Genomic DNA, 21,607 nt, shown 5'->3' on the forward strand with positions numbered 1-21,607 from the left:
TCCGATCTCCCTCCGCGCCGTGGGAACGCGGCGTGCCCCGCCCCGGACCGCGCGGTCCGCAGGGCCCCGGCTCCGGAGCGCAGCGGGCGATTCCCGGTAATCCGCAGGGCAATCCGGGCCGCCCCTATCCGAGTCAACCGACCGGTCCGCAACGACACGTCCCCGCACCCGGCGAATCCGGGCCCATCATGCGACGCCCCCAGCAGGGCCGGCCCGACCCCGGTGCCGGACGCGTCCCGCCCGAAGAGCGCTACCACTGGGGACACCCCGGCGCCGCGGGCAACCGCGCGCCCGGCACCGGGCCCACCTCGATGCCGCCCGGCCCCCAGCGCTACCCGACACCCCCGATGTCGAACCCGCGCCCCATGGCCGCACCGCGCCCCGGACCGCCGACCGGACCCCAGCGCCAAGCCGATTCGGGCCGGCAGGCCGTGGTCACCGCGCCGCGCGCCGACGAGAAACCGGACAACTCCAACGCCAAACTCGTCCGCGACACCGGCTCGCTCGCCCTCGCGACGCTGATCAGCCGCATCACCGGATTCGCGAAACAGGCGCTGCTGCTCACCGTGCTCGGCCCGGCCATCGCCAGCGCCTTCACCATCGCCAGCTCGATCCCCAACATGATCTCCGAGCTGCTGCTCGGCGCGGTGCTCACCGCCATCGTGGTGCCCACCCTGGTCCGCGCCGAACGCGAGGACGCCGACGGGGGAGCGGCATTCGTCCGGCGGCTGTTCACCACCGCGCTCACCGTGCTGGGCACCGGAACCGTCATCGCGCTGATCCTGACCCCGGTGCTCACCGAGCACGTCTTCCTGTCCAGCGACAGCAAGGTCAACTCCGCCCTCACCACCGCGCTGACCTTCATGCTCGTCCCCGCCGTGCTGCTGTACGGCATGTCGGCGCTGCTCATGGCGATCCTGAACACCCACCAGGTGTTCAAACCCGGCGCCTGGGCGCCCGTCCTCAACAACTGCGTCGCCCTGGTGGTGCTCGGGCTCTACGCCCTGCTGCCCGGCGAGCTGACGCTGAACCCGGTCCGGATGGGCGAACCGAAACTGCTGCTACTCGGCATCGGCACCACCGTCGGCGTGGCCGTCCAGGTCGCCACCCTGCTGCCCGCCATCCGGCGCGAAGGCATCGACCTGCGGCCGCTGTGGGGACTCGACGCCCGGCTCAAGCAGTTCGGCGGGATGGCCGCGGCCATCATCCTGTACGTGCTGATCAGCCAGATCGGCTTCAGCTTCACCCTGCGCGTGGCCTCGCACGCCGACGTCGCCGGCCCGACCATCTACCAGAACGCGTGGCTGCTGCTGCAGCTGCCGTGGGGCGTGCTCGGCGTGACCCTGCTGACCGCGATCATGCCGCGGCTCAGCCGCAACGCCGCCGCCGACGACACGCCCGCCGTGGTCGACGACCTGAGCGCGGCCACCCGGCTCACCATGATCGCGCTGGTGCCGATCGTCACCTTCCTCACCTTCGCCGGCACCCAGATCGGCGAGGCCATCTACGGATACGGCCGCTTCGGCGGCGACGCGGCCCGCCTCGGCGAGGCCGTGTCCTGGTCCGCGTTCAACCTGATCCCGTACGCGCTGGTGCTGATCCACCTGCGCGTCTTCTACGCCCGCGAACAGGCGTGGACGCCCACCTGGATCATCCTCGGCATCACCAGCGTCCAGATCACGCTCTCGGCGCTGGCGCCGGTGTTCTTCTCACCCGAACACGTGGTCATCGCGCTCGGCGTGGCCCGCGGCCTCGGCTTCGTCACCGGCGCGATGATCGGCGGCTGGCTGCTGCACCGCAGCCTGGGCGACCTGCGCATGGCCAATGTCGGCCAGACCATCACCCGCGTCGTGCTGGCCTCCCTGGCCGGCGGCGCGGTGCTGCTCATCGTCGACAAGGTGCTGGGACTGCACCGGCTCTCGGAGTCCTTCGGCGGCTTCGGCTCGCTCATCCGGGTCGGCATCACCGCCATCGTCATGTTCGGTGTGGCCTTCGGGCTGATGCGCCTGCTCGGCATCCCCGAGATCGTGGCCATCACCGTCGCCATCTCCCGGCGACTGGGCTTCACACCGCCCGCCCCCGATCTCGACCTCGACGGCACCCCGCTCGAGGACATCCACGAGACCACCCTGCTACCCAAACCGGACCTGCGCGCCGCACCGTACTACTACCGCTTCGACCCGTACCTCGACGCGCAGACCATGGTGCTCCCGGTCATCCGACCCGACGCGGTTGAACTCACCGAGAAGGTGGAGTTCCCGTACCCTGTTCGGCAGGCAAACGCAACTGCCCAATCCGGCCTGCCCGCGGACAGCTCCCGCGGCGCGCCGGATGTCGCCCGGAACCCCGACGGCGGCTTCCGCACGACTCCGGAGGCCGCCGCGGCGGGTCCGGCGCCGACACATCGGTCTTCGACATATGAGGGCGAAGGAGGAACGAGGGTGAGCGACGACGCGGCGGGCGGTGTCCCGGCCGCCGAATCCGCAACGGCCGCGGGCGGCGGGCTCTCCACGGACACCCCTCCGGCCGGCGAGGCCGGCGGAAAGCCCGGGGCCCCAGCCGAATCCGCGGCCCGCAAGAGCGGGTCCGGCGGACCGGAGGAACTACCGGAGGACCAGGACCACGCCGGTCCCGAAACCGGTGTCTACGAGGCCATCTCACCGCAGATGCCGCCCATGCGGGTGGAATCGCCGACCAAGCGGATCCAGCGCGGCCCCAAACTGACCCCCGGCGCCTCCGTCGCGGGCGGCCGCTACCGGCTGCTCGCCAGCCACGGCGGCGCGCGCGGCCTGCGGTTCTGGCAGGCCCTGGACGTGAAACTCGACCGCGAGGTGGCCCTCACCTTCGTCGACGCCGACCAGGAGGCCACCGACAACTCCGGGCACGACGGGCCGCAGGCCATCCTGTCCCGCACCCTGCGCCTGGGCCGGATCAACTCGCCCGGCCTGGCCCGCGTCCTGGACGTGGTGCGCGGCTCCTCCGGCGGCATCGTGGTGGCCGAATGGACGCCCGGCCGCTCGCTCAAGGAGATGGCCGACACCGTGCCGTCCCCGATCGGCGCGGCGCGTGCCATCCGGGCGCTGGCGGCCGCGGCCGAAATGGCGCACCGCGGCGGCGGCTCGCTGTCCATCGACCACCCCGACCGGGTGCGGATCAGCGCCTCCGGCGACGCCGTGCTGGCCTTCCCCGGCACCCTGTCCGACTCCGACGCGCAGTCCGACGTGCGCGGGCTCGGCGCCATGCTCTACGCGCTCATGACCGCGCACTGGCCCATCCGGCCCGGCGGCATCTCCGGCACCGCGATCACCGTCGGCGGGCTGCCGCTGGCCGATTTCGGGCCCGACGGCACCCCGGTGGAGCCGCGCAACATCCGGCCCGAGGTGCCCTTCGAGATCTCCGCGGTCGCGGTGCGCTCACTGGAGTCCAACAAGGGCGTCCGCACCGCCGCCACCGTCCAGCACGTGCTGGAACAGGCGTCGGTGGTGGACCAGAAGACCGACTTCATCCCCGTGCTGCGGCTCGGGCAGAAGCCGCCCAGCGCACCCGACGAGACCCTCGCCGATCCGGAACTGCTCGCCGCCGAGAAGGAACGCTCGCAGCGGATGATGTGGATCCTGGTCGGACTCGGCGTGCTGGCCGCGCTCGTGGTCGGGGTCATCATCTGGTGGCTGCTGAGCGTGTTCGCGCCCGGCTCCTCCAACGCGCCGCTCAACGAACAGCGCAATATCGGCCTCACCACCTCGGCGACCCCGCCGCCCAGCCCGGGCGCGGCGACCCAGACTCCGGTCGGCGCCCCGCCCGCCGGCGGTGTGCCGGTGCCGGTCACCGGCGCGACGGTGTTCTCCCCGGAGGGCACTCCGGACAATGTGGGCAGCGTCGGGGCGGTGCTGGACAACAACCCGGCCACCACCTGGCGCAGCGACGCCTATTTCCAGCAGTTCCCGGCCCTGAAGAAGGGCGTGGGCGTGCTCACCACCCTCGGCAGCCCCTCCAAGCTGACCAAGGTGAGCATCGAATCGCCCACGCCCGGAACGCAGGTCGAGATCCGCACCTCGCCGACCGCCTCGCCGACCCTCGACCAGACCCAGCTGGTCGGGTCGGCGGTGCTCGGCGAGGGCACGACCGAGATCCCGGTGCGGGCCGACCAGCCCGCCCGGTACGTGCTCCTGTGGATCACCCAGCTCGCCAACAACGGGGGACAGTTCCAGTCGGCCATCGCCGAAATCCGCTTCGAAGCAAGCGTCTGACAGGTCCTTCACCGGTCCTGAGCGCGATCACGGGTAGGTCGCGCGATTCCGACCAAACGCCCGCTACCTGCGCTTTCTCGCGCAATTCACCGCAGCTGAATCGTTATCCCCGATATGATCTTGGCACTCTCGGCTTGGGGAGTTCGCCGCTCTGAGGGGATGCATTGTCGTCACCGAACGCAGTGTCAGCATCGAGGACCCAGTCACCAGCGAACGCGAGCGATCGCGAACTATTGGCCGCGCACGCCGCGGGCGCACCGCACGCCTTCGCCGAACTGTTCCGGCGCCATCGCGACCACCTCTACCAAACCGCGCTACGCGCCTCCTACAGTCCCGAGGACGCCGCCGACTCGCTCCAGGACGCCCTGCTGTCCGCGCATCGCGGCGCGGCCGGCTTCCGCGGCGACGCGGAGGTCCGCAGCTGGATGCACCGCATCGTGGTCAACGCCTGCCTGGACCGCATCCGCCGCAACAAACTGCGCCGCACCGAACCGCTGTCCGAGGACACCGCCGACGAGCCCGCCTGTCCGCGCGACGATTTCGCGGCCCTGGAGGCCACCCTGCTGGTCGACGCGGCGCTGTTCACACTGCCCGCCGAGCAGCGCACCGCACTGGTCGCGGTGGAACTCGAGGGCTACTCCATCGCGGATGCCGCTGCGCTGCTGGGCATCCCGGAGGGCACGGTCAAGAGCCGCTGCGCCCGGGGGCGGCGCAGGCTCGAGATGAAACTTCGCGAATAGGACGTTTGCGCGCCGACACAGCCGGGCAATGAACACCTGAATTCCGCTCGAACACCGCACTATTGGGGGAACCTTGTACGGTTCCCGTACGTCCGATACGAAGACAGGTCTGTGATTCCCACTCGAGGCCCTGGAGGGGCAATGGAGGAAACCTTCTCCACCGAGCTGCTCGCCGATCTGCACGGCGGCAGCCTGCCGCCGGAGCAGTCCGCACGGCTCTGGCCCGCGGTCCGGCGCGACCCGGAGGCCATGCGCTACCTGAACGCCCTCGACGGCGTCGACGACCAGCTCCGCGAACTCGGACGCGACGAGAACATCACCCATCCCATCCCCACCGACGTGGCCGACCGCTTGGAACGCATGATCGACGACCTCGCGGCGGGGGACACCCCCGGTGCCACCGCGCCCATGCCGGTCCTCAACGGCTCCATCTTCACCACCGGCCGCCTCGACCCCCGCGAACTCGAGCAACCGCTCCTCCCGGCGGACCCGGACGAGCACGACGACCGGACCGACCCCGCCGAATTCACCGAACGCCCGTCCCGCCGCCTGCGCTGGCTCACTGCCGCCGCGGCCGCCGCCGCCCTGGCCGCCGGCGCCGTCGTCGCCGTGGACGCCCTGAACACCCGCCCGACCACACCGGCCGCCCAGCCCACCGACACCGACCTGGACCCCGCGCTCTCACCCGGCGTCGTCCTGACCGCCATGGGCCGCCACGACATCACCGGCCCCCTGGCCGCCGGCACCGCCCTCACCGACTGCCTACGCGCCGCCGACCTGGACCGCCAGGTCCTCGGCACCCGCAGCGTCACCTTCTCCGGCACCCCCGGTGTCCTGGTCCTGCTCCAAGGCCCGAAAGCGCCGCAGATCACAGCCGCCGTGCTCGGAACGAATTGCGCGCCCGGCCATCCGCAGGTGCTCGGCCGCACCGATATCGGCTAGCCCACCTGCGAACCCGCCGGGGCGAAGCGGAGGCAATCAGACCCGGGAACAACACCGTTTAGGCTGTTGTTGACCGACACGCTCACGCTCGAGCGATCGAGATTCTGTACTACTGCTTCGGAGGGCCATCTTGAGCACGCCTGTTCGCGACCTGATCATCGTCGGCTCCGGCCCGGCCGGCTACACCGCCGCGGTGTACGCCGCCCGCGCGGAACTGGAACCGCTGCTGTTCGAGGGCACCCAGTTCGGCGGCGCGCTCATGACCACCACCGAGGTCGAGAACTTCCCCGGCTTCCGCGAGGGCATCATGGGCCCCGACCTGATGGAGGAGATGCGGGAGCAGGCCAAGCGCTTCGGCACCGACATCCGCACCGAGGACGTGGACGCCCTCGACCTGACCGGTCCCGTCAAGAAGGTGACCGTCGGCGGCGAGGTGTACGAGGCGCACGCCGTGATCCTCGCCATGGGTTCGGCGGCCCGCTACCTCAACGCGCCCGGTGAGCAGGATCTGCTCGGCCGCGGCGTCAGCGCCTGCGCCACCTGCGACGGCTTCTTCTTCAAGGGCCAGGACATCGTGGTAGTCGGCGGCGGCGACTCGGCCATGGAGGAGGCGACCTTCCTCACCAAGTTCGCCAGCTCGGTGACCGTCATCCACCGCCGCGAGGAGTTCCGCGCCTCCCGGATCATGCTGGAGCGGGCCAAGAACAACGAGAAGATCCGCTTCATCCTGAACTCGGAAGTCGCTGCGGTCCACGGTGATTCGAGCGTCACCAGCCTGACCCTGCGCGACACCCGCACCGGCGAGACCTCCGAGCTGGCCGCCACCGGCCTGTTCGTCGCCATCGGTCACGACCCGCGCAGCGAACTGGTGCGCGGCCAGGTCGATCTCGACGACGAGGGCTACGTGCTGGTCCAGGGCCAGAGCACCTACACCTCGGTGCCGGGCGTCTTCGCCGCCGGCGACCTGGTCGACCACACCTACCGGCAGGCCATCACCGCCGCCGGAACCGGCTGCCGCGCGGCCATCGACGCCGAGCGCTGGCTCGCCGAAAAGGGTGACATCACCAGCAACACCCTCGATCACGCCGGCCAGCCGGTGGAAGTGAACAACTAAGGAGTTTGGCAATGTCCGACGCCAAGACCGGTGCCACCAAGACGGTGACCGACGCCACCTTCGCCGACGAGGTGCTGCTCAGCGAGAAGCCCGTGCTCGTCGACTTCTGGGCGGCCTGGTGCGGCCCGTGCAAGATGGTCGCTCCCGTGCTGGAGGAGATCGCCGCCGCCAACGCCGACAAGATCACCATCGCCAAGCTCGACGCCGACGCCAACCCGGAGACCTCGGCGCACTACGGGATCCTCTCGTTGCCTACCATGGTCCTGTTCCAAGGGGGCAAGGAGACCAAGCGGATCGTCGGAGCAAAGGGCAAAGCCGCCCTCTTGCGCGAACTCGAAGCAGTTCTGTAGCGACTCGCCGTAGGATCGCCTGCACTCGACAGTTGCCGAAATTCGGTCCGGGTCTGAAACAATCGTTCGACGCTCCGGTCGCGCGGTGGTGTGAACCACCGCGCGAATGGGTACCCGGGTTGGCGGAAGGAAAGGGCTCTCACGCATGCACCGACTTCGTCACGGCGATACAGGACCAGCCGTAGCAGAGGTTCGGAGCAACCTGGCCAGCCTGGGGTTCCTGCACACTCATCCCAACAGTGATCCCGCGAGTCACGACGGGGAGTACTGGAAGGACGCGGACGCCACCTTCGACCATGATCTGGACTCCGCGGTGCGCGCCTTCCAGCAGCACCGCGGTCTCCTGGTCGACGGCGTGGTCGGCCCGGCCACCTATCGCGCGCTGAAGGAGGCCTCCTACCGCCTCGGCGCGCGCACCCTCATCTATCAGCTCTCCGCCCCGCTGTACGGCGACGATGTCGCCACCCTGCAGCGCCGGCTGCAGGATCTCGGCTTCTATGTGGGCCGCGTGGACGGGTTTTTCGGCCCGCACACCCACGACGCGCTCACCGCGTTCCAGCGCGAGATCGGTCTCTCCTCGGACGGCATCTGCGGTCCGGACACGCTGCGCTCGCTGGATCTGCTAGGCGCCCGCGTCACCGGTGGCAACCCGCACCGGATCGCCGAGGAAGAGGTGGTGCACCGGGCGGGGCCGCAGCTCACCGGCAAGCGCATCGTGATCGATCCGGGTCTGGGTGGGCCGGACAAGGGTTCGCCGGTGCCGACCGAATTCGGCGACGTCTACGAATCGGAGATCCTCTGGGATCTGGCCAGCCGGCTCGAAGGACGCATGGCGGCAACGGGTATGGAGACCTTCCTGTCGCGGCCCTGGGGGGCCAACCCCTCCGATGCCGAGCGGGCCGAGACCTCCAATACCTTCGACGCCGATCTGATGATCTCGCTGCGCTGCGCCAGCAGTGACAATGATTCCGCCAGCGGCGTGGCCAGCTTCCACTTCGGCAATTCGCACGGCTCCACCTCGATGATCGGCCAGGTGCTGGCCGGGTTCATTCAGCGCGAGATCGTGGCCCGCACGTCGCTGCAGGACTGCCGGACCCACGCCCGCACCTGGGATCTGCTGCGCCTCACCAAGATGCCGACCGTGCAGGTCGACATCGGCTATCTCACCAGCGATTACGACGCGTCGGTGCTGACCAACCCGCGCATGCGCGACGTGATCGCCGAGGCCATCCTGATCTCGGTGAAGCGGCTGTACCTGCTGGGCCAGGACGACCAGCCCACCGGGACTTACACATTCGCCGAACTGCTCGCCGAAGAGTTGGCGGCCGCAGACCGGCTGTAATGTTTCACATGAAACAACCCCGCCCCCCGAACTTCCGGGAGGCGGGGTTTTTCGTTGCGGTGGAACCGGTCGGGGGAGTGGTCAGCGGGTGGAGATGCGGGTCGGCATGGTGAGCGCCGCCGCCGCGAGGAGCTGATCGAGCGCGCGCTCGACGTCTTCCTTCCACAGGTGCTCGTGATCCAATTCCAGCCGCAGGCGCGGGAATCGGTGATGCGAGGCGACCACCTTGAAGCCCACTTCCTCCAGGAAATCGGCCTCGATCATGCAGTTCTCGGGGGAGCACCCCGACGGCGACGGCGCAGGGGAGCGCAGCGGCGAACCGATCCGCTCGCGCAGCGACATGGAACCGATGGCGGGCATGGAACTGGTCGGCGGATCCTTGCGAATACCGAAGGCCTCGATGGCCCGCACACCGCGACGCACCAGATCGCCCACCACAGCCTGGATCAACTGCTGACCGATCTGTTCCCCCTGGAACGGGAATTCGGCGCTCAGCGTGGTCAGCAGCACCGCATCCGGGCTCACCGGCGACGTGGGGAACAGACCCGCGCGCGGTACCGCACTCGGCGGCGCGTAGATGGCGCAGCCGGCCGGTTTGTCCTCGACCACGGCGACCTGACCGCACAACCCCCACTGCAACATGACGGTCGAGAGCCAGGCCTCCTTCTCGAAGACCGGGTCACTGAAGCTATGGGAATCCGCCGCCACCGCCGGATCGATCTCCCAGAACACGCACCGCCGCGCATGCACCGGAAGTTTGTCGAGTCCGCCGAGGGTAAGTGCGGTCACGCTGGTCGACACCGCTCTGCTCAGCCTCCAGCTGTCTGATTCATCCACACTCACGCCGCATCACACAGTGCTCGCCAGCAAGAATAAGCGATCAACGCTTTACGCCTCTCCAGGGCCATGAACCCGGACGTCACAGTGACGTTTCCACTGCGACCTCCGGGGTGGGCCCTCCTTAGGGCCTGGACTGCTCCATCATGCTGACAATCCGCTCCAGATCGTCGATGGAGCCGAATTCGACAGTGATCTTTCCCTTGCGCTTGCCGAGGCTGACCGTGACGCGCGTGTCGAACGACTCCGACAACCGCTCCGCCACATCCTGCAGACCCGGCATCTGGATCGGCTTCCGCTTCGGCGCCGGGGGAGCGGCCGCATCCGGATTCCGGTTCGCCAGCGTGACCGCTTCCTCGGTGGCCCGGACCGACATGCCCTCGGCCACGATCCGCGCGGCCAACGCCTCCTGCGCCTCGGCACCCGCCTCCAACGCCAGCAGAGCGCGGGCGTGGCCGGCGGACAAGACGTTCGCGGCCACCCGGCGCTGCACCGGAATCGGAAGCTTCAGCAGCCGAATCATATTCGTCACGACCGGACGCGAGCGGCCGATCCGCGTAGCCAGTTCCTCGTGGGTGACGCCGAACTCCTCCAGCAGCTGCTGATACGCGGCTGCCTCTTCGAGCGGATTCAGCTGCACACGATGGATGTTCTCCAGCAACGCATCCCGCAGCATGGAGTCGTCCGCGGTCTCGCGCACGATGGCGGGGATCGCGTCGAGCCCCGCCTCCTGGCTGGCCCGCCAACGCCGCTCACCCATGATGAGCTGATAGCGGGGGACCGGCCCGGACTCGATCTGGCGCACCACGATCGGCTGCATCAGGCCGAATTCCTTGATGGAGTGCACCAGTTCGGCCAACGCCTCTTCTTCGAAGACGGAGCGCGGCTGCTTGGGGTTGGGCTCGATCTGCTGCGGCGGGATCTCCCGGTACACCGCGCCCGGGTCCGCACCGTCGACCGACTCGACCGGATCGGGGACCCGGTGCAGGTACGCCGACGCGGGTTGCGGCCCAACCGGATCGATGCCGATCACCACATTGGCCGCGGCACTGCCGAGCCCACCCGGTGTGGTGGCCGGTCCGGTCGGGATCAATGCCGCGAGGCCGCGCCCCAGTCCACCCTTCTTCGCCTGACTCATCGGCCTACCGACCCCTTCCATTGTTCACCGTCACCGCCGCCGAGATTTATCTACACACCGGATTGTGCGTCCGAAGCGGGCACCGGCGCGGCTTGGCGCGCCGAGTTCCGCGACGCGATCTCACGACCGGCGTCGAGGTAGCTCATCGCACCCCGCGAGCCCGGATCGTAATCGAGGACGGTCATGCCGTACCCGGGAGCCTCCGACACCTTCACGCTGCGGGGGATGACCGATCGCAGCACCGCGTCACCGAAGTGGGAGCGGACCTCCTCGGCCACCTGATCGGCGAGCTTGGTGCGGCCGTCGTACATGGTGAGCACGACGGTGGAGACATGCAGTCCGGGGTTCAGGTGCGCCTGCACCAGACCGATATTGCGGAGCAGCTGACCCACGCCCTCGAGTGCGTAGTACTCGCACTGGATGGGGATCAGCACCTCCTTGGCGGCGACCATCGCATTGACGGTGAGCAGACCCAGCGACGGCGGGCAGTCGATCATCACGTAGTCGATGTCGTAGCCGGCGAGGTTGGCCTCCTGAATGGCGGCCTTGAGGCGGCCCTCCCGGGCCACCATGGAGACGAGTTCGATCTCGGCGCCGGCGAGGTCGATGGTGGCGGGGATGCAGAGCAGTCGTTCATTGTGCGGGCTCTGCTGGATGGCGTCGCTGACCGAGCACTCGCCGATGAGGAGTTCATAGCTGGACGGGGTGCCCGACTGGTGGGGGATACCGAGCGCGGTGCTGGCATTGCCCTGGGGGTCGAGATCGACGACGAGCACCCGCATGCCCTGGATGGCGAGCGCGGCAGCCAGATTCACGGCCGTGGTGGTCTTGCCCACGCCGCCTTTCTGATTGGCGATGGTGATGACGCGCTGTTCCTTGGGCCGCGGAATGTGGGCATTGGTTCCCGACAGCACCTGACTGGCGCGCTGCGCCTCGGCGGCGATCGGAGTGTCAGCGGAGATGTTCCCGTAGGGGGTGCGGCTGAACTCGTCGGTATCGAAGGGACCGCTATCGAGCATGCCGGGAACCCGAGACGTTGTTTCCCGTGAAACATTCGCCGGACCGTTGGACATACAGGCTCCTAACCCCGAGAACTCAAAGACACGTGGCCGAGCTGAAATTCGCGCGCCTGGCAGCAGCAGCCGCGTCACTGCGTTGTCACTGAGGGCTGGCTGGAATCGGCTGGAAGTCGTTCATCGCTCGACGTTCATTAGCTTGCCAGTAGAGGACACAATACGGAAGTTGAACGCACAGCTTCGCACCACGACACACCCCGAGGCGACTCAAAGATCGCGAAGGGGCGCATGTTTCACGGGAAACATCGCTTCGTCAGTGACGCTTCGAGGGCCGGGTCCCACGACCCCCAGCTTTGCGCTCCGCGCTCCCCGCTTTGCGTTCCGCACTACCTGCTTTGCGCTCCGCGCGGCGGTCAGCCCGCGCCAGCCGCTCCGCACTGATGACGAAGGTCGGCGTCTCCAGCACGCCCACACCGCATTCCAGGACTTCGGCGTGACCCGCTCCCGCTTTGGTGAGTTCGTCGCGATCGCGTTCGAGTTCCTCGGCGGCGCTGATTCCCTTGAGTGCCAACATCCGTCCGTGCTCGTGCACCAGCGGCATGGACCAGCCCGCGAGCTTCGCCAGGGGAGCGACCGCGCGGGAGGTGACGATATCCGCGCCGCCCGCCTCCTTCTTCACGCCCGCCTGCTCGGCCCGGCCGCGCACGATGACGATATTGTCCAGCCCCGCCTCGGCCGCGAACTCGGCGAGGAAGACGGTCCGGCGAAGCAACGGCTCCACCAAGGTGATCCGGAGATCGGGCCGGGCGATGGCGAGCGGGATGCCGGGCAGCCCCGCGCCGCTGCCGATGTCAACCACGCGCGCGCCGGGCGGGATGAGGTCACCGATCACCGCGCAGTTGAGGATGTGACGATCCCAGAGTCGGGGAACCTCGCGGGGGCCGATCAGTCCGCGCTCCACACCCGCGGTGGCGAGGGCGGTGTAGTACTGCCGGGCCTTGTCGAGCCGATCGCCGAAAACGACCGCCGCGGCGGCCGGCGGATCGACCGGACCCGGAGCGGTCATCTCGGTGTCTGGTTCCACGTGAAACATCCTTCCGGGGGGACGACTGTAGCTAAAAGAGTAGGGCCCCTGGGTTTCCGAAACCCGGGGGCCCTACCGCTGTGATTCGCGTGTCAGGCGGGGAGTACCACCACGTGACGATTCGGCTCGACACCCTCGCTCTCGCTGACGACACCGTCGATCGCGGCCACGGCGTCGTGCACGATCTTGCGCTCGAACGGGGTCATGGGGGAGAGGGCCTCGCGCTCACCCGTTTCCAGCACCCGCTTGCCCGCCTCGGCGCCGAGCGCGCTCAGCTCCGAACGACGCGCGGCCCGCCAGCCCGCCACATCCAGCATGAGCCGGCTGCGGATGCCGGTCGCCTGCTGCACGGCCAGCCGGGTCAGCTCCTGGAGCGCGTCCAGCACCTCGCCCCGGCGGCCCACCAGCTTGGCCAGATCCTTGCCGCCATCGATGCTCACGATGGCGCGGTCGCCCTCGACATCGAGGTCGATATCGCCGTCGAAGTCGAGGACGTCGAGCAACTGCTCGAGGTAGTCGCCGGCGATCTCGCCCTCTTCGATGAGCGCTTCCTCGGCGTCGTTCGCGGCGCCCGGTGCGGCCGTCGCTGCCGTCACAGTGGGATCCCCTCCGTCGGTTTCAACAGTCATGGTTGTTTCCTTCATCTGGAGTTGTAAGTCTCAGCGACGCCGCTTCTGGTTGGCGCGACCACGATTGCCCGACCGCTTCTTTCCGGTGGCGGGCTTGGCGCCGGCGACCGGCTTGGCGGGCGCGGGGTTCACACCATTCTCCGACGCGTCCTCGGCGGCGTCGGTCACGGCGTCCTCGACCTTGGTGCCGGACGGCTTCTTACGGACGTCGACCGGCTTCGCGCCCGGCTTCGGAGCGTTCTGGGCGCGGCGCTCGAGGGCGGCCTGCTTCTTCTCCTCGTCCTCTTTCTCGATCTTGCCGAAAACGAGGTGCTGCTGCCCATAGGTCCAGATGTTGTTGGAGACCCAGTAGATCAGGATGGCGACGGGCAGGAACGGACCACCGACGAGCACGCCGAGCGGGAACACGTACAGCGCCAGCTTGTTCATCATGGCGGCCTGCGGGTTGGCCGCGGCCTCCGCGGACTGCCGGGCCACCGAGGCGCGGGCGTTCATATGGGTCGCGACACCGGCGATCACCATGAGCGGGATCGAGACCAGCGCGATGGCCAGCTTGGTCGGGACACCGCCGTAATCGGCGAAGGACTCCAGCACCTTGGCCGGCTCGGTGATGTACGCCGAGAGGGGAGCGCCGAAGAGCCGGGCGGTCAGGAAGGACTGGACGTCGCCCGCGGAGAAGATGTAGTTCGGGGTGTGGGCGTTGTCGTAGGGCGACATGCCCAGCTGCCCGATCCCGGTGCCGGTGCGGTTGAACGACCGCAGCACGTGGAACAGACCCAGGAACACCGGAACCTGCAGCAGCACCGGCAGACAGCCCATCAGCGGGTTGAAGCCGTGTTCCTTCTGCAGCTTCTGCATCTCGACCGTCATCTTCTGACGGTCGTTCTTGTACTTCTTCTGCAGCTCCTTGATCTGAGGCTGCAACTCCTGCATCTGCCGGGTGGTGCGGACCTGCTTCACGAACGGCTTGTAGAGCACGAGCCGCAAAGTGAACACCAGGAACACCACGGCCAGGGCCCAGGCGAATCCGCTGTTCTTGCCCAGCACATACCCGAATGCCTGGTGCCAAAACCACAGAATGGCCGACACCGGGTAATAGATGAAGTCGAGCACGGCGCTATGCACTCCCGTCGTTCGTATCGCCGGCCACCGCGGGCGATGACCCTTCGTAAGCTGATGCCGCGTGCCGGTGCTCACGCTCCGGAACGGGGTCCCACCCACCAGGGTGCCAGGGCGCACATTTCGCCAAACGGACGGCTGCCAGTCCGAGTCCGACGAACAGTCCGCGGGTGCGCAACGCCGTCACCGCGTACTCACTGCACGTGGGAGTGAATCGGCACACCGGCATGCGGGTGGGGGAGATGTAGGTCCGATACAGCTCGATGAGGAATATCAGAGCTTTGGCCGGTAATCCGGCAGCCGCGCGCAGCGCGCCCGCAGAAGAATGCGGCGCGTTCATGCGAGGGAGCCGAGCTTGCGCAGCCCACTGTGCAACTGGCGCAGCAGTTCTTCGGAGGGCGCGTCGGCGGCGCCCGGCAGGGCGCGAATGACAACGTCTGCGCCGCCGGGCAATTCGGCCGTCAGGCTCGCGCAGATATGACGCAGGCGGCGGGCCACCCGGTGGCGTACCACCGCCGGACCCACCGCCTTGCTGACGATCAAGCCGAAACGCGGACCGCCCACCCGGATGGCCGGGATCGATCCGTTCGCTTGATCGTCGTGTAGCAGTACGTGCACAACGAGGTCCCGTCTCCCGATCCGCCGGCCCTGGCGCACCGTCCGGGAAAAGTCGGTGCGCCGGTGCAGCCGGTAGGGCTCAGGCAGCACCTGAGCGTCCAGCGGAGTGCGGGCGGATGGGGGACCGGAGACCGGACGGCGAGTCGCTCATACGACGCCGCATCCGGGGTTACCGAATCAGGCGGTCAGCTTGGCGCGGCCCTTGCCACGACGAGCCGACACGATGGCGCGACCCGCACGGGTCCGCATCCGGAGACGGAAGCCGTGGACGCGCGCCCGACGACGGTTGTTCGGCTGGAACGTCCGCTTGCCCTTGGCCACGGTCAACACTCCTCTAGGTGGTGGACGTCCGGTGACGCCCGAAGCTGTTCGGTGAAACGGTGCTCTCGACGGACGGGAGTCCCTCGGCGCAATACCCTTGTCGGCACGGGCAGCAGACAGCCGCCACCGCACCATAGGGTGACTGTAGAAGGGTACTTACCCCCTGGACGAGGGTCAAACTCGGGGGTCGGGGCCCGATTTCGCGAACTGGATCGATCGTTCCGCGTGGCGTTCGGTGCGGGGTTCGTGTCGGAGCACCGGTGTCGTGTACGGTCCTTTCCAGTCCCTTCCGGTGACCGCGGATGGCCCTGCCTCCGCCCCGCGAGCGGTATTGCCAGCTGGTAGCTGTGAAGCCGCAGGTACGCGCCGGATCCGAGGAATCAGACACGCGGTCGCGTGTATCCCCAGGTTGTCCACATCTGTGGATAATTGTGTGGAAATACCCCTGGAGTGGCATATTCGTAGGGCCGACGGTACCCGCCGACGCCCGGTGACTGGGGGAGCCGAGCAGCGCAACCGTCTGCTCCTATCGACCTACATCCGGGGAGGACTGCGTTCGTGGACGACGAGCAGAATGTGCTGACGGCTGTCTGGCCGGAGGTGATCGCCGAATTGGCGAGTGGCTCCGCGGATGGGGAGATCCAGCCCGTCAGCAAAGCTCACAAGGCGTGGCTCAACACTATCGAACCGATCACCTTCGCGCAGGGATTCGCCCTGCTCTCGGTGCCCGGAACGATGGCGCAGGTGACGGTCGAACGCGACCTGCGGGAGCTCATCCTGCGCTCCCTCGCCCGCCGCGGGCTCCAGGTCGAAGGGCTCGGCGTCCGCATCCGGGCGCAGCAGAATCCGCCCGCCGGCCGCTCCGCGAACGCACCCCGGCACGCACGCATGACCTCCCGCCCGGAGCGGCCCCGCGAACCCGAACCCACGCCCCCGGCGTACGCGCCCGAGCCGCCGATGGCCGAGCGTCCACAGCCCTCGTACCAGCCTCAGCCGGAGTACGCGCCGCGCTACCTGCCTCCCCAGGACTACCCGGGCGAGTTCGACGAGCGCGAGGCTTATCCACCTGTGGACTACGGGCAGCCGCCGATGGCCGAGGAGTTGCCGCCCGTCCCCACCGACCGTCCGGCCGCGTCCGAGCAGCCGCTGCCGGGTGGTGAACCGGGCGCCGCGCCCCTGGGTCAGCGCCCCGATCGGCGGCGGGACAACCATCGCGGCGCGCCCATGCCGCCGGGACAGGAGTCCCTGTTCTCCCCGGATCCGGAGGACGAACCAGTCCGGTCCGCGCAGCCGCGATATCCCGACGAGCCCGCTCCCCAGCGCTACGCCGACGAGCCGGCCCCGCAGCGCTACCCGGACGAGCCCGCGCAGCAACGGTATTCCGACGAGCCCGCGCCGCAGCGCTATGCGGACGAGCCCGCTCCCCAGCGTTATGCCGACGAACCGGCGGCCCGCTATGAGGAGCCCGCGCCGCGCTACTCGGAGGAACCGGCCGCGCGTCGCCCGGTGGACGAGCCGCACGACGACGAGCCGGTGGTCAATGTCCGCAATTCGTGGCCGACCTATTTCAACCGGCCGCCCGAGCGGGAGCCCGCGCCCGCGCCGTCCTCGGCCAGCCTGAACGCGAAGTACACCTTCGACACCTTCGTCATCGGCGCGTCCAACCGCTTCGCGCACGCCGCGGCGGTGGCCATCGCGGAGGCGCCGGCGCGCGCCTACAATCCGCTGTTCGTTTGGGGCGCTTCGGGTTTGGGCAAGACGCACCTGTTGCACGCGGCGGGTCACTACGCGCAGCGGCTGTTCCCGGGCATGCGGGTGAAGTACGTCTCCACCGAGGAATTCACCAACGACTTCATCAACTCGCTGCGTGACGACCGGAAGGTGGCGTTCAAGCGCCGCTACCGGGAGACCGACATCCTGCTGGTCGACGACATCCAGTTCATCGAGGGCAAGGAAGGTATCCAGGAGGAGTTCTTCCACACCTTCAACACCCTGCACAACGCGAACAAGCAGATCGTGGTGTCGTCGGACCGGCCGCCCAAGCAGCTGGCCACGCTGGAGGAGCGGCTGCGGACCCGGTTCGAGTGGGGTCTGATCACCGATGTGCAGCCGCCGGAGCTGGAGACCCGCATCGCGATCCTGCGCAAGAAGGCGCGCATGGACCGCCTGGACGTGCCACACGATGTGCTCGAACTCATCGCCAGCCGGGTGGAGCGCAATATCCGGGAGCTGGAGGGCGCGTTGATCCGCGTCACCGCGTTCGCGTCGCTGAACGGGCAGCCGCTGGATCTGTCGCTGGCCGAGGTGGTGCTGCGGGATCTGATGCCCGACACCGCGACGCTGGAGATCACGGCGGCCACGATCATGGCCGTGACCGCGGAGTACTTCAACACCACGCTCGAGGAGCTGACCGGTCCGGGTAAGGCGCGGCCGCTGGCGCAGGCCCGGCAGATCGCCATGTACCTGTGCCGGGAGCTCACCGACCTATCCCTGCCCAAGATCGGCCAGGCCTTCGGGCGCGACCACACCACGGTCATGTACGCGGAGAAGAAAGTGCGCAAGGAGATGACCGAGCGTCGGCGTGTGTACGACCAGGTTCAAGAACTCACAGCCCGAATCAAACAGCGTTCGCGCTGATCCACAGTCCACAGGACCCCACGTCGTCTGACGTGGGGTTCTTTGCTTTCCGGGGTTGTGGATTCCTCGAGGAGTCCTCGAGGAAAGGGTGTGGAGTCCTCGAGGAATCCCACTGTTGTCCACCGGGTTGCGCACAGGTCGCTACTCACAGTGGTGCACAGGTGGTAGTCCACAGTTCCCACAGGTGAATTCATCCTCGAGGGCTGAGCTGCACGGATGGGGTTCTCGGCTTGTGGATTCCTCGAGGACTCCCTGTCAGGTCCTCGAGGAATCCACGGGGTAGTCCCCGGTTCCATCCTCATGTGGGTATCCCGGCCCGATTCGGGGGAGCAACTCGAGGATCACTCGAGGATGGCTGGGGAGTTCCCGGGTGAGTCCACAAGCACCGGCTGTTCATCCTCGAGCCACCCCAACGACATCCCCACGCCGCCGGCCGGTCGGACCTGCGGAAACGGGCGAAGTCCACAGAACTAACAGGACCTACTACTACTTCAGTTCTTCATCTAGAGAAGGTTCTTCTAAAACAGGGTGTGTGGAAACTCGGGTTGGGAGGCCACGGTGCGATGGGCAGCTCCTCCACACCCGATCGGGAGGCAGGGAGGAGAAGGGAGAGGGACGGGTCCGCATCGGACGGCTCGGTCGGGTCGGGGCAAAGGCTCGGTGGGTCGGAATAGGCGGGTCGGTCTCGCGCAGGTACGGTTTGGTGTCGGCCCCGTGTGCGAGACTGCCGATTACCGTTTCGAGATCCGAACGACCCCCAGTGGAGAGGACAGACCGGGCGATGGAGCTTGCAAGCATGAAGTTTCGGGTCGCCCGCGAGGACTTCGCCGAATCCGTAGCCTGGGTGGCCCGCAGCCTGCCGTCGCGGCCTCCGGTGCCCGTGCTCGGTGGCGTGCTCCTCGTGGCTGACGAGGACGGCCTGACGGTCTCCGGTTTCGATTACGAGGTCTCCGCGCAGATGCGGGTGGCCGCCGAGGTCGCCGGTCCGGGCCAGGTGCTGGTGTCGGGCCGCCTGCTGGCCGATATCACCAAGGCGCTGTCCAACAAGCCGGTGGACGTGTCGGTGGACGGCACCCGCGTGCTGATCGCCTGTGGCAGCGCCAAGTTCTCGCTGCCGACCATGCCTGTCGAGGACTATCCCCAGCTGCCCGAGCTCCCGCCGCAGACCGGTGAGCTCGCCGTGGATCTGTTCTCCGAGGCCGTCTCCCAGGTGGCCGTGGCCGCCGGCCGCGACGACACCCTCCCCATGCTCACCGGTATCCGGGTGGAGATCGAGGGCCCGAAGGTGGTCCTGGCCGCCACCGACCGTTTCCGGCTCGCTGTGCGCGAACTGGAGTGGCAGCCGGGCCGTGCTGACGTCGAGACCGCGGTGCTGGTCCCGGCGCGCACCCTGTCGGAGTCCGCGAAGACCCTCGGCGCCTCCGATCAGCCGGTGCAGCTGGCGTTCGGCACCGGCACCGACGGCCTGCTGGGCATCGTGAACGGCGGCCGCCGCACCACCACTCGCCTGCTCGACGCGGAATTCCCCAAGTTCCGCCAGTTGCTCCCCAAGGAACACACCTCCATCGCCACCCTCGCGGTGAACGCGCTGACCGAGGCCATCAAGCGTGTGGCCCTGGTGGCCGAGCGCGGCGCCCAGGTGCGGCTGGAGTTCTCCGAGGAGGGCCTGCTGCTCTCCGCCGGTGGCGACGACGCCGGTCGCGCCGAGGAATGGCTGGTCGCCGATTTCCGCGGTGAGCCGCTGACCATCGCCTTCAACCCGGGCTATCTGCTCGACGGCCTGTCCGCCGCGCATTCGGACCGGGTGACCTTCGGTTTCACCACCCCCAGCCGTCCGGCGGTGTTCCTGCCGGCGCCGGAGGAGGAGCCCGCGCAGCTGGAGTCGGGCGCTTTCGCGGCGTTGGCCGGAAGCTACATCTACCTGTTGATGCCGGTGCGGCTGCCGGGCTGAGCAGGTTTGGCGACCCATCGATTCGGAGCGAACGACACACCTGTGCACAGTGTTGACAAACCTGTGAAAAACGCGGGGACGGTGGACTGACCGGATGCACGTGCGTGCGCTGTCACTGCGCGATTTCCGGTCCTGGGAGGCCGCCGAGCTCGAACTTTCGCCCGGTGGAACGGTTTTCCTGGGATCCAACGGGAACGGCAAGACCAACCTGATCGAGGCCATCGGATATTTGTCCACACTGGGCTCACATCGGGTGTCGGCCGATGCCCCGCTCATCCGGATCGGCGCGCAGAAGGCCCGGATCGGCGCGACGGTGGTGAACACCGGCCGCGAGCTGCGGGTGGACATGGAGCTGAATCAGGGTGCGGCCAATCGCGCCCAGATCAATCGTTCGCCGGTGCGGCGGCCGCGGGAGATCCTGGGGATTCTGCAGACGGTGTTGTTCGCTCCCGAGGACCTGTCGCTGGTGCGCGGGGATCCGGGGGAGCGGCGGCGGTTCCTGGACGAGCTGGCCACGGCCCGGCTGCCGCGTTTGGCCGGGGTCCGCGCGGATTACGAGAAGGTGCTGCGGCAGCGGTCGGCGCTGTTGAAAACGGCTGGGCGCAATGCTCGTTCGGGGGCGCGGGGTGCGGAGATGAGCACCCTCGACGTGTGGGACGGGCATCTGGCGGCGCACGGCGCGGTGCTGCTCGCGCATCGGCTGCGACTTGTCCACGACCTTTATCCACATCTTGCACAGGCTTATTCAGATATCGCGCCCGAATCCCGGCCCGCGTCGATCGGCTACCGCAGCGCGAGTCTGCCGCCGGAGTTCCTGGATTCCGCGCGTTCTCCACAGGCCGATGACGAGGAGGCGCTCGAGGCGATCCTGTTGCGGGAGTTGGCCGCCGCGCGTCCCAAGGAGCTGGAGCGCGGGGTGTGCCTGGTCGGTCCGCACCGGGACGAGCTGGATCTGATGCTGGGGTCCGCGCCCGCCAAGGGTTTCGCCAGTCACGGCGAGTCCTGGTCGTTCGCACTGGCTCTGCGGCTCGGGGCGTTCGAGTTGCTGAGGTCCGCCGGAACCGATCCGGTGCTGATCCTCGATGACGTCTTCGCGGAACTGGATCGCCGTCGCCGCAGCGCGCTGGCGCGGGTGGCCGCGGGTGCGGAGCAGGTGTTGATCACCGCCGCGGTGCCCGAGGATGTTCCGCCCGAACTCGATGCCGCCCCGCAGCGGGTGGAGACCACGGGGGAGGCGGATCGGCGGGCCTCCCGGATCGCCGAATGAGGATCGCCGGTTGCGTCGGCGGCGCGAATCGCCGAGTCGTCGGTGGCATGCGGCAGAATCACGTGACGAACCGAGGGTGATCATCCGGATTCCCAGGTGTGGAAGGAGTTGTGGATGGCCGAGTCGCCGGAAACCGACGACCACACCCCGCGCGGGGGTGCGACCGGACCGGGCGCCGAGCCGGAGTTGCGCGGCGTCGATCCTGCTGCTCCGGTGTCAGACCGTGCCACCACTCATGGTTCTCGGTCGCCCGGT

General features: G+C 68.4%; 18 protein-coding genes. 9 read left to right on the forward strand and 9 right to left on the reverse strand.

What is annotated here, in order from left to right:
* Positions 1 to 311 precede the first annotated feature (311 nt).
* The 6 genes from ACWELJ_RS25945 to ACWELJ_RS25970 all read left to right on the forward strand — a co-directional run bounded on the left by ACWELJ_RS25945 (position 312) and on the right by ACWELJ_RS25970 (position 8,735).
* Positions 312 to 4,247 (forward strand): lipid II flippase MurJ, encoded by a 3,936-nt coding sequence (locus ACWELJ_RS25945; RefSeq protein WP_452368757.1) that lies wholly within the window; start codon positions 312 to 314, stop codon positions 4,245 to 4,247.
* Between the two features lie 182 nt (positions 4,248 to 4,429).
* Positions 4,430 to 4,987 (forward strand): RNA polymerase sigma factor SigM, encoded by a 558-nt coding sequence (gene sigM, locus ACWELJ_RS25950; RefSeq protein ID WP_452368742.1) that lies wholly within the window; start codon positions 4,430 to 4,432, stop codon positions 4,985 to 4,987.
* Positions 4,988 to 5,128: 141 nt separating this feature from the next.
* Positions 5,129 to 5,929, forward strand: a complete 801-nt coding sequence (locus ACWELJ_RS25955) for a hypothetical protein (RefSeq protein ID WP_452368743.1) — start codon at positions 5,129 to 5,131, stop codon at positions 5,927 to 5,929.
* Between the two features lie 130 nt (positions 5,930 to 6,059).
* Positions 6,060 to 7,043, forward strand: coding sequence for a thioredoxin-disulfide reductase (gene trxB, locus ACWELJ_RS25960; protein WP_452368744.1), 984 nt, complete (start codon positions 6,060 to 6,062; stop codon positions 7,041 to 7,043).
* 11 nt (positions 7,044 to 7,054) lie between these two features.
* Complete coding sequence (trxA, locus tag ACWELJ_RS25965; RefSeq protein ID WP_452368745.1) at positions 7,055 to 7,393, forward strand: thioredoxin; 339 nt, start codon at positions 7,055 to 7,057, stop codon at positions 7,391 to 7,393.
* Between the two features lie 145 nt (positions 7,394 to 7,538).
* Positions 7,539 to 8,735 (forward strand): peptidoglycan-binding protein, encoded by a 1,197-nt coding sequence (locus ACWELJ_RS25970; RefSeq protein ID WP_452368746.1) that lies wholly within the window; start codon positions 7,539 to 7,541, stop codon positions 8,733 to 8,735.
* Between the two features lie 81 nt (positions 8,736 to 8,816).
* On the opposite strand, the gene ACWELJ_RS25975 is transcribed toward ACWELJ_RS25970, so the two are convergent.
* The 9 genes from ACWELJ_RS25975 to rpmH all read right to left on the reverse strand — a co-directional run bounded on the left by ACWELJ_RS25975 (position 8,817) and on the right by rpmH (position 15,497).
* A complete protein-coding gene (locus ACWELJ_RS25975) occupies positions 8,817 to 9,536 on the reverse strand; it encodes a GNAT family N-acetyltransferase (RefSeq protein WP_452368747.1) in 720 nt (239 codons plus the stop codon).
* Between the two features lie 160 nt (positions 9,537 to 9,696).
* A complete protein-coding gene (locus ACWELJ_RS25980; protein WP_452368748.1) occupies positions 9,697 to 10,710 on the reverse strand; it encodes a ParB/RepB/Spo0J family partition protein in 1,014 nt (337 codons plus the stop codon).
* A gap of 50 nt (positions 10,711 to 10,760) precedes the next feature.
* Positions 10,761 to 11,729: a ParA family protein gene (locus tag ACWELJ_RS25985; protein WP_452368749.1), complete on the reverse strand. Its 969-nt coding sequence runs from the start codon at positions 11,727 to 11,729 to the stop codon at positions 10,761 to 10,763.
* Between the two features lie 310 nt (positions 11,730 to 12,039).
* On the reverse strand, positions 12,040 to 12,819 hold the full coding sequence (rsmG, locus tag ACWELJ_RS25990; protein ID WP_452368750.1) for a 16S rRNA (guanine(527)-N(7))-methyltransferase RsmG: 780 nt from the start codon (positions 12,817 to 12,819) through the stop codon (positions 12,040 to 12,042).
* Positions 12,820 to 12,902: 83 nt separating this feature from the next.
* Positions 12,903 to 13,439, reverse strand: coding sequence for a Jag family protein (locus ACWELJ_RS25995; protein ID WP_452368751.1), 537 nt, complete (start codon positions 13,437 to 13,439; stop codon positions 12,903 to 12,905).
* A 30-nt stretch (positions 13,440 to 13,469) separates the two neighbouring features.
* Positions 13,470 to 14,552, reverse strand: coding sequence for a membrane protein insertase YidC (yidC, locus tag ACWELJ_RS26000; RefSeq protein ID WP_452368758.1), 1,083 nt, complete (start codon positions 14,550 to 14,552; stop codon positions 13,470 to 13,472).
* A gap of 4 nt (positions 14,553 to 14,556) precedes the next feature.
* The gene (yidD, locus tag ACWELJ_RS26005; protein WP_452368752.1) at positions 14,557 to 14,898 is read right to left on the reverse strand and encodes a membrane protein insertion efficiency factor YidD; all 342 of its coding nucleotides are present in this window, start codon (positions 14,896 to 14,898) and stop codon (positions 14,557 to 14,559) included.
* On the reverse strand, positions 14,895 to 15,266 hold the full coding sequence (rnpA, locus tag ACWELJ_RS26010) for a ribonuclease P protein component (RefSeq protein ID WP_452368753.1): 372 nt from the start codon (positions 15,264 to 15,266) through the stop codon (positions 14,895 to 14,897). Before rnpA ends, yidD begins: the two co-directional genes overlap by 4 nt.
* 87 nt (positions 15,267 to 15,353) lie before the next feature.
* Positions 15,354 to 15,497 carry a 50S ribosomal protein L34 gene (gene rpmH, locus ACWELJ_RS26015; RefSeq protein ID WP_033085250.1) on the reverse strand — a complete coding sequence of 48 codons (144 nt, stop codon included), beginning with the start codon at positions 15,495 to 15,497 and terminating at the stop codon, positions 15,354 to 15,356.
* Positions 15,498 to 16,055: 558 nt separating this feature from the next.
* On the opposite strand from rpmH, the gene dnaA reads away from it, so the two are divergent.
* The 3 genes from dnaA to recF all read left to right on the forward strand — a co-directional run bounded on the left by dnaA (position 16,056) and on the right by recF (position 21,352).
* Positions 16,056 to 18,134 (forward strand): chromosomal replication initiator protein DnaA, encoded by a 2,079-nt coding sequence (gene dnaA, locus ACWELJ_RS26020; RefSeq protein ID WP_452368754.1) that lies wholly within the window; start codon positions 16,056 to 16,058, stop codon positions 18,132 to 18,134.
* A 781-nt stretch (positions 18,135 to 18,915) separates the two neighbouring features.
* Entirely contained in the window at positions 18,916 to 20,085 is a 1,170-nt protein-coding gene (gene dnaN / locus ACWELJ_RS26025; RefSeq protein ID WP_452368755.1) for a DNA polymerase III subunit beta, read from the forward strand.
* Positions 20,086 to 20,179: 94 nt separating this feature from the next.
* On the forward strand, positions 20,180 to 21,352 hold the full coding sequence (gene recF / locus ACWELJ_RS26030) for a DNA replication/repair protein RecF (protein ID WP_452368756.1): 1,173 nt from the start codon (positions 20,180 to 20,182) through the stop codon (positions 21,350 to 21,352).
* Positions 21,353 to 21,607: the final 255 nt, after the last annotated feature.

Source organism: Nocardia sp. NPDC004582 (assembly GCF_053602115.1).

Excerpts from the sequence above, each read along its gene's own strand:
- ACWELJ_RS25945 (WP_452368757.1), top strand. The coding sequence starts at position 312 with ATGCCGCCCGGCCCCCAGCGCTACCCGACACCCCCGATGTCGAACCCG.
- ACWELJ_RS25955 (WP_452368743.1), top strand. The coding sequence starts at position 5,129 with ATGGAGGAAACCTTCTCCACCGAGCTGCTCGCCGATCTGCACGGCGGC.
- trxA (WP_452368745.1), top strand. The coding sequence starts at position 7,055 with ATGTCCGACGCCAAGACCGGTGCCACCAAGACGGTGACCGACGCCACC.
- ACWELJ_RS25970 (WP_452368746.1), top strand. The coding sequence starts at position 7,539 with ATGCACCGACTTCGTCACGGCGATACAGGACCAGCCGTAGCAGAGGTT.
- ACWELJ_RS25980 (WP_452368748.1), bottom strand. The coding sequence starts at position 10,710 with ATGAGTCAGGCGAAGAAGGGTGGACTGGGGCGCGGCCTCGCGGCATTG.
- ACWELJ_RS25985 (WP_452368749.1), bottom strand. The coding sequence starts at position 11,729 with ATGCTCGATAGCGGTCCCTTCGATACCGACGAGTTCAGCCGCACCCCC.
- rsmG (WP_452368750.1), bottom strand. The coding sequence starts at position 12,819 with ATGTTTCACGTGGAACCAGACACCGAGATGACCGCTCCGGGTCCGGTC.
- ACWELJ_RS25995 (WP_452368751.1), bottom strand. The coding sequence starts at position 13,439 with ATGACTGTTGAAACCGACGGAGGGGATCCCACTGTGACGGCAGCGACG.
- yidD (WP_452368752.1), bottom strand. The coding sequence starts at position 14,898 with ATGAACGCGCCGCATTCTTCTGCGGGCGCGCTGCGCGCGGCTGCCGGA.
- dnaN (WP_452368755.1), top strand. The coding sequence starts at position 18,916 with ATGGAGCTTGCAAGCATGAAGTTTCGGGTCGCCCGCGAGGACTTCGCC.
- recF (WP_452368756.1), top strand. The coding sequence starts at position 20,180 with ATGCACGTGCGTGCGCTGTCACTGCGCGATTTCCGGTCCTGGGAGGCC.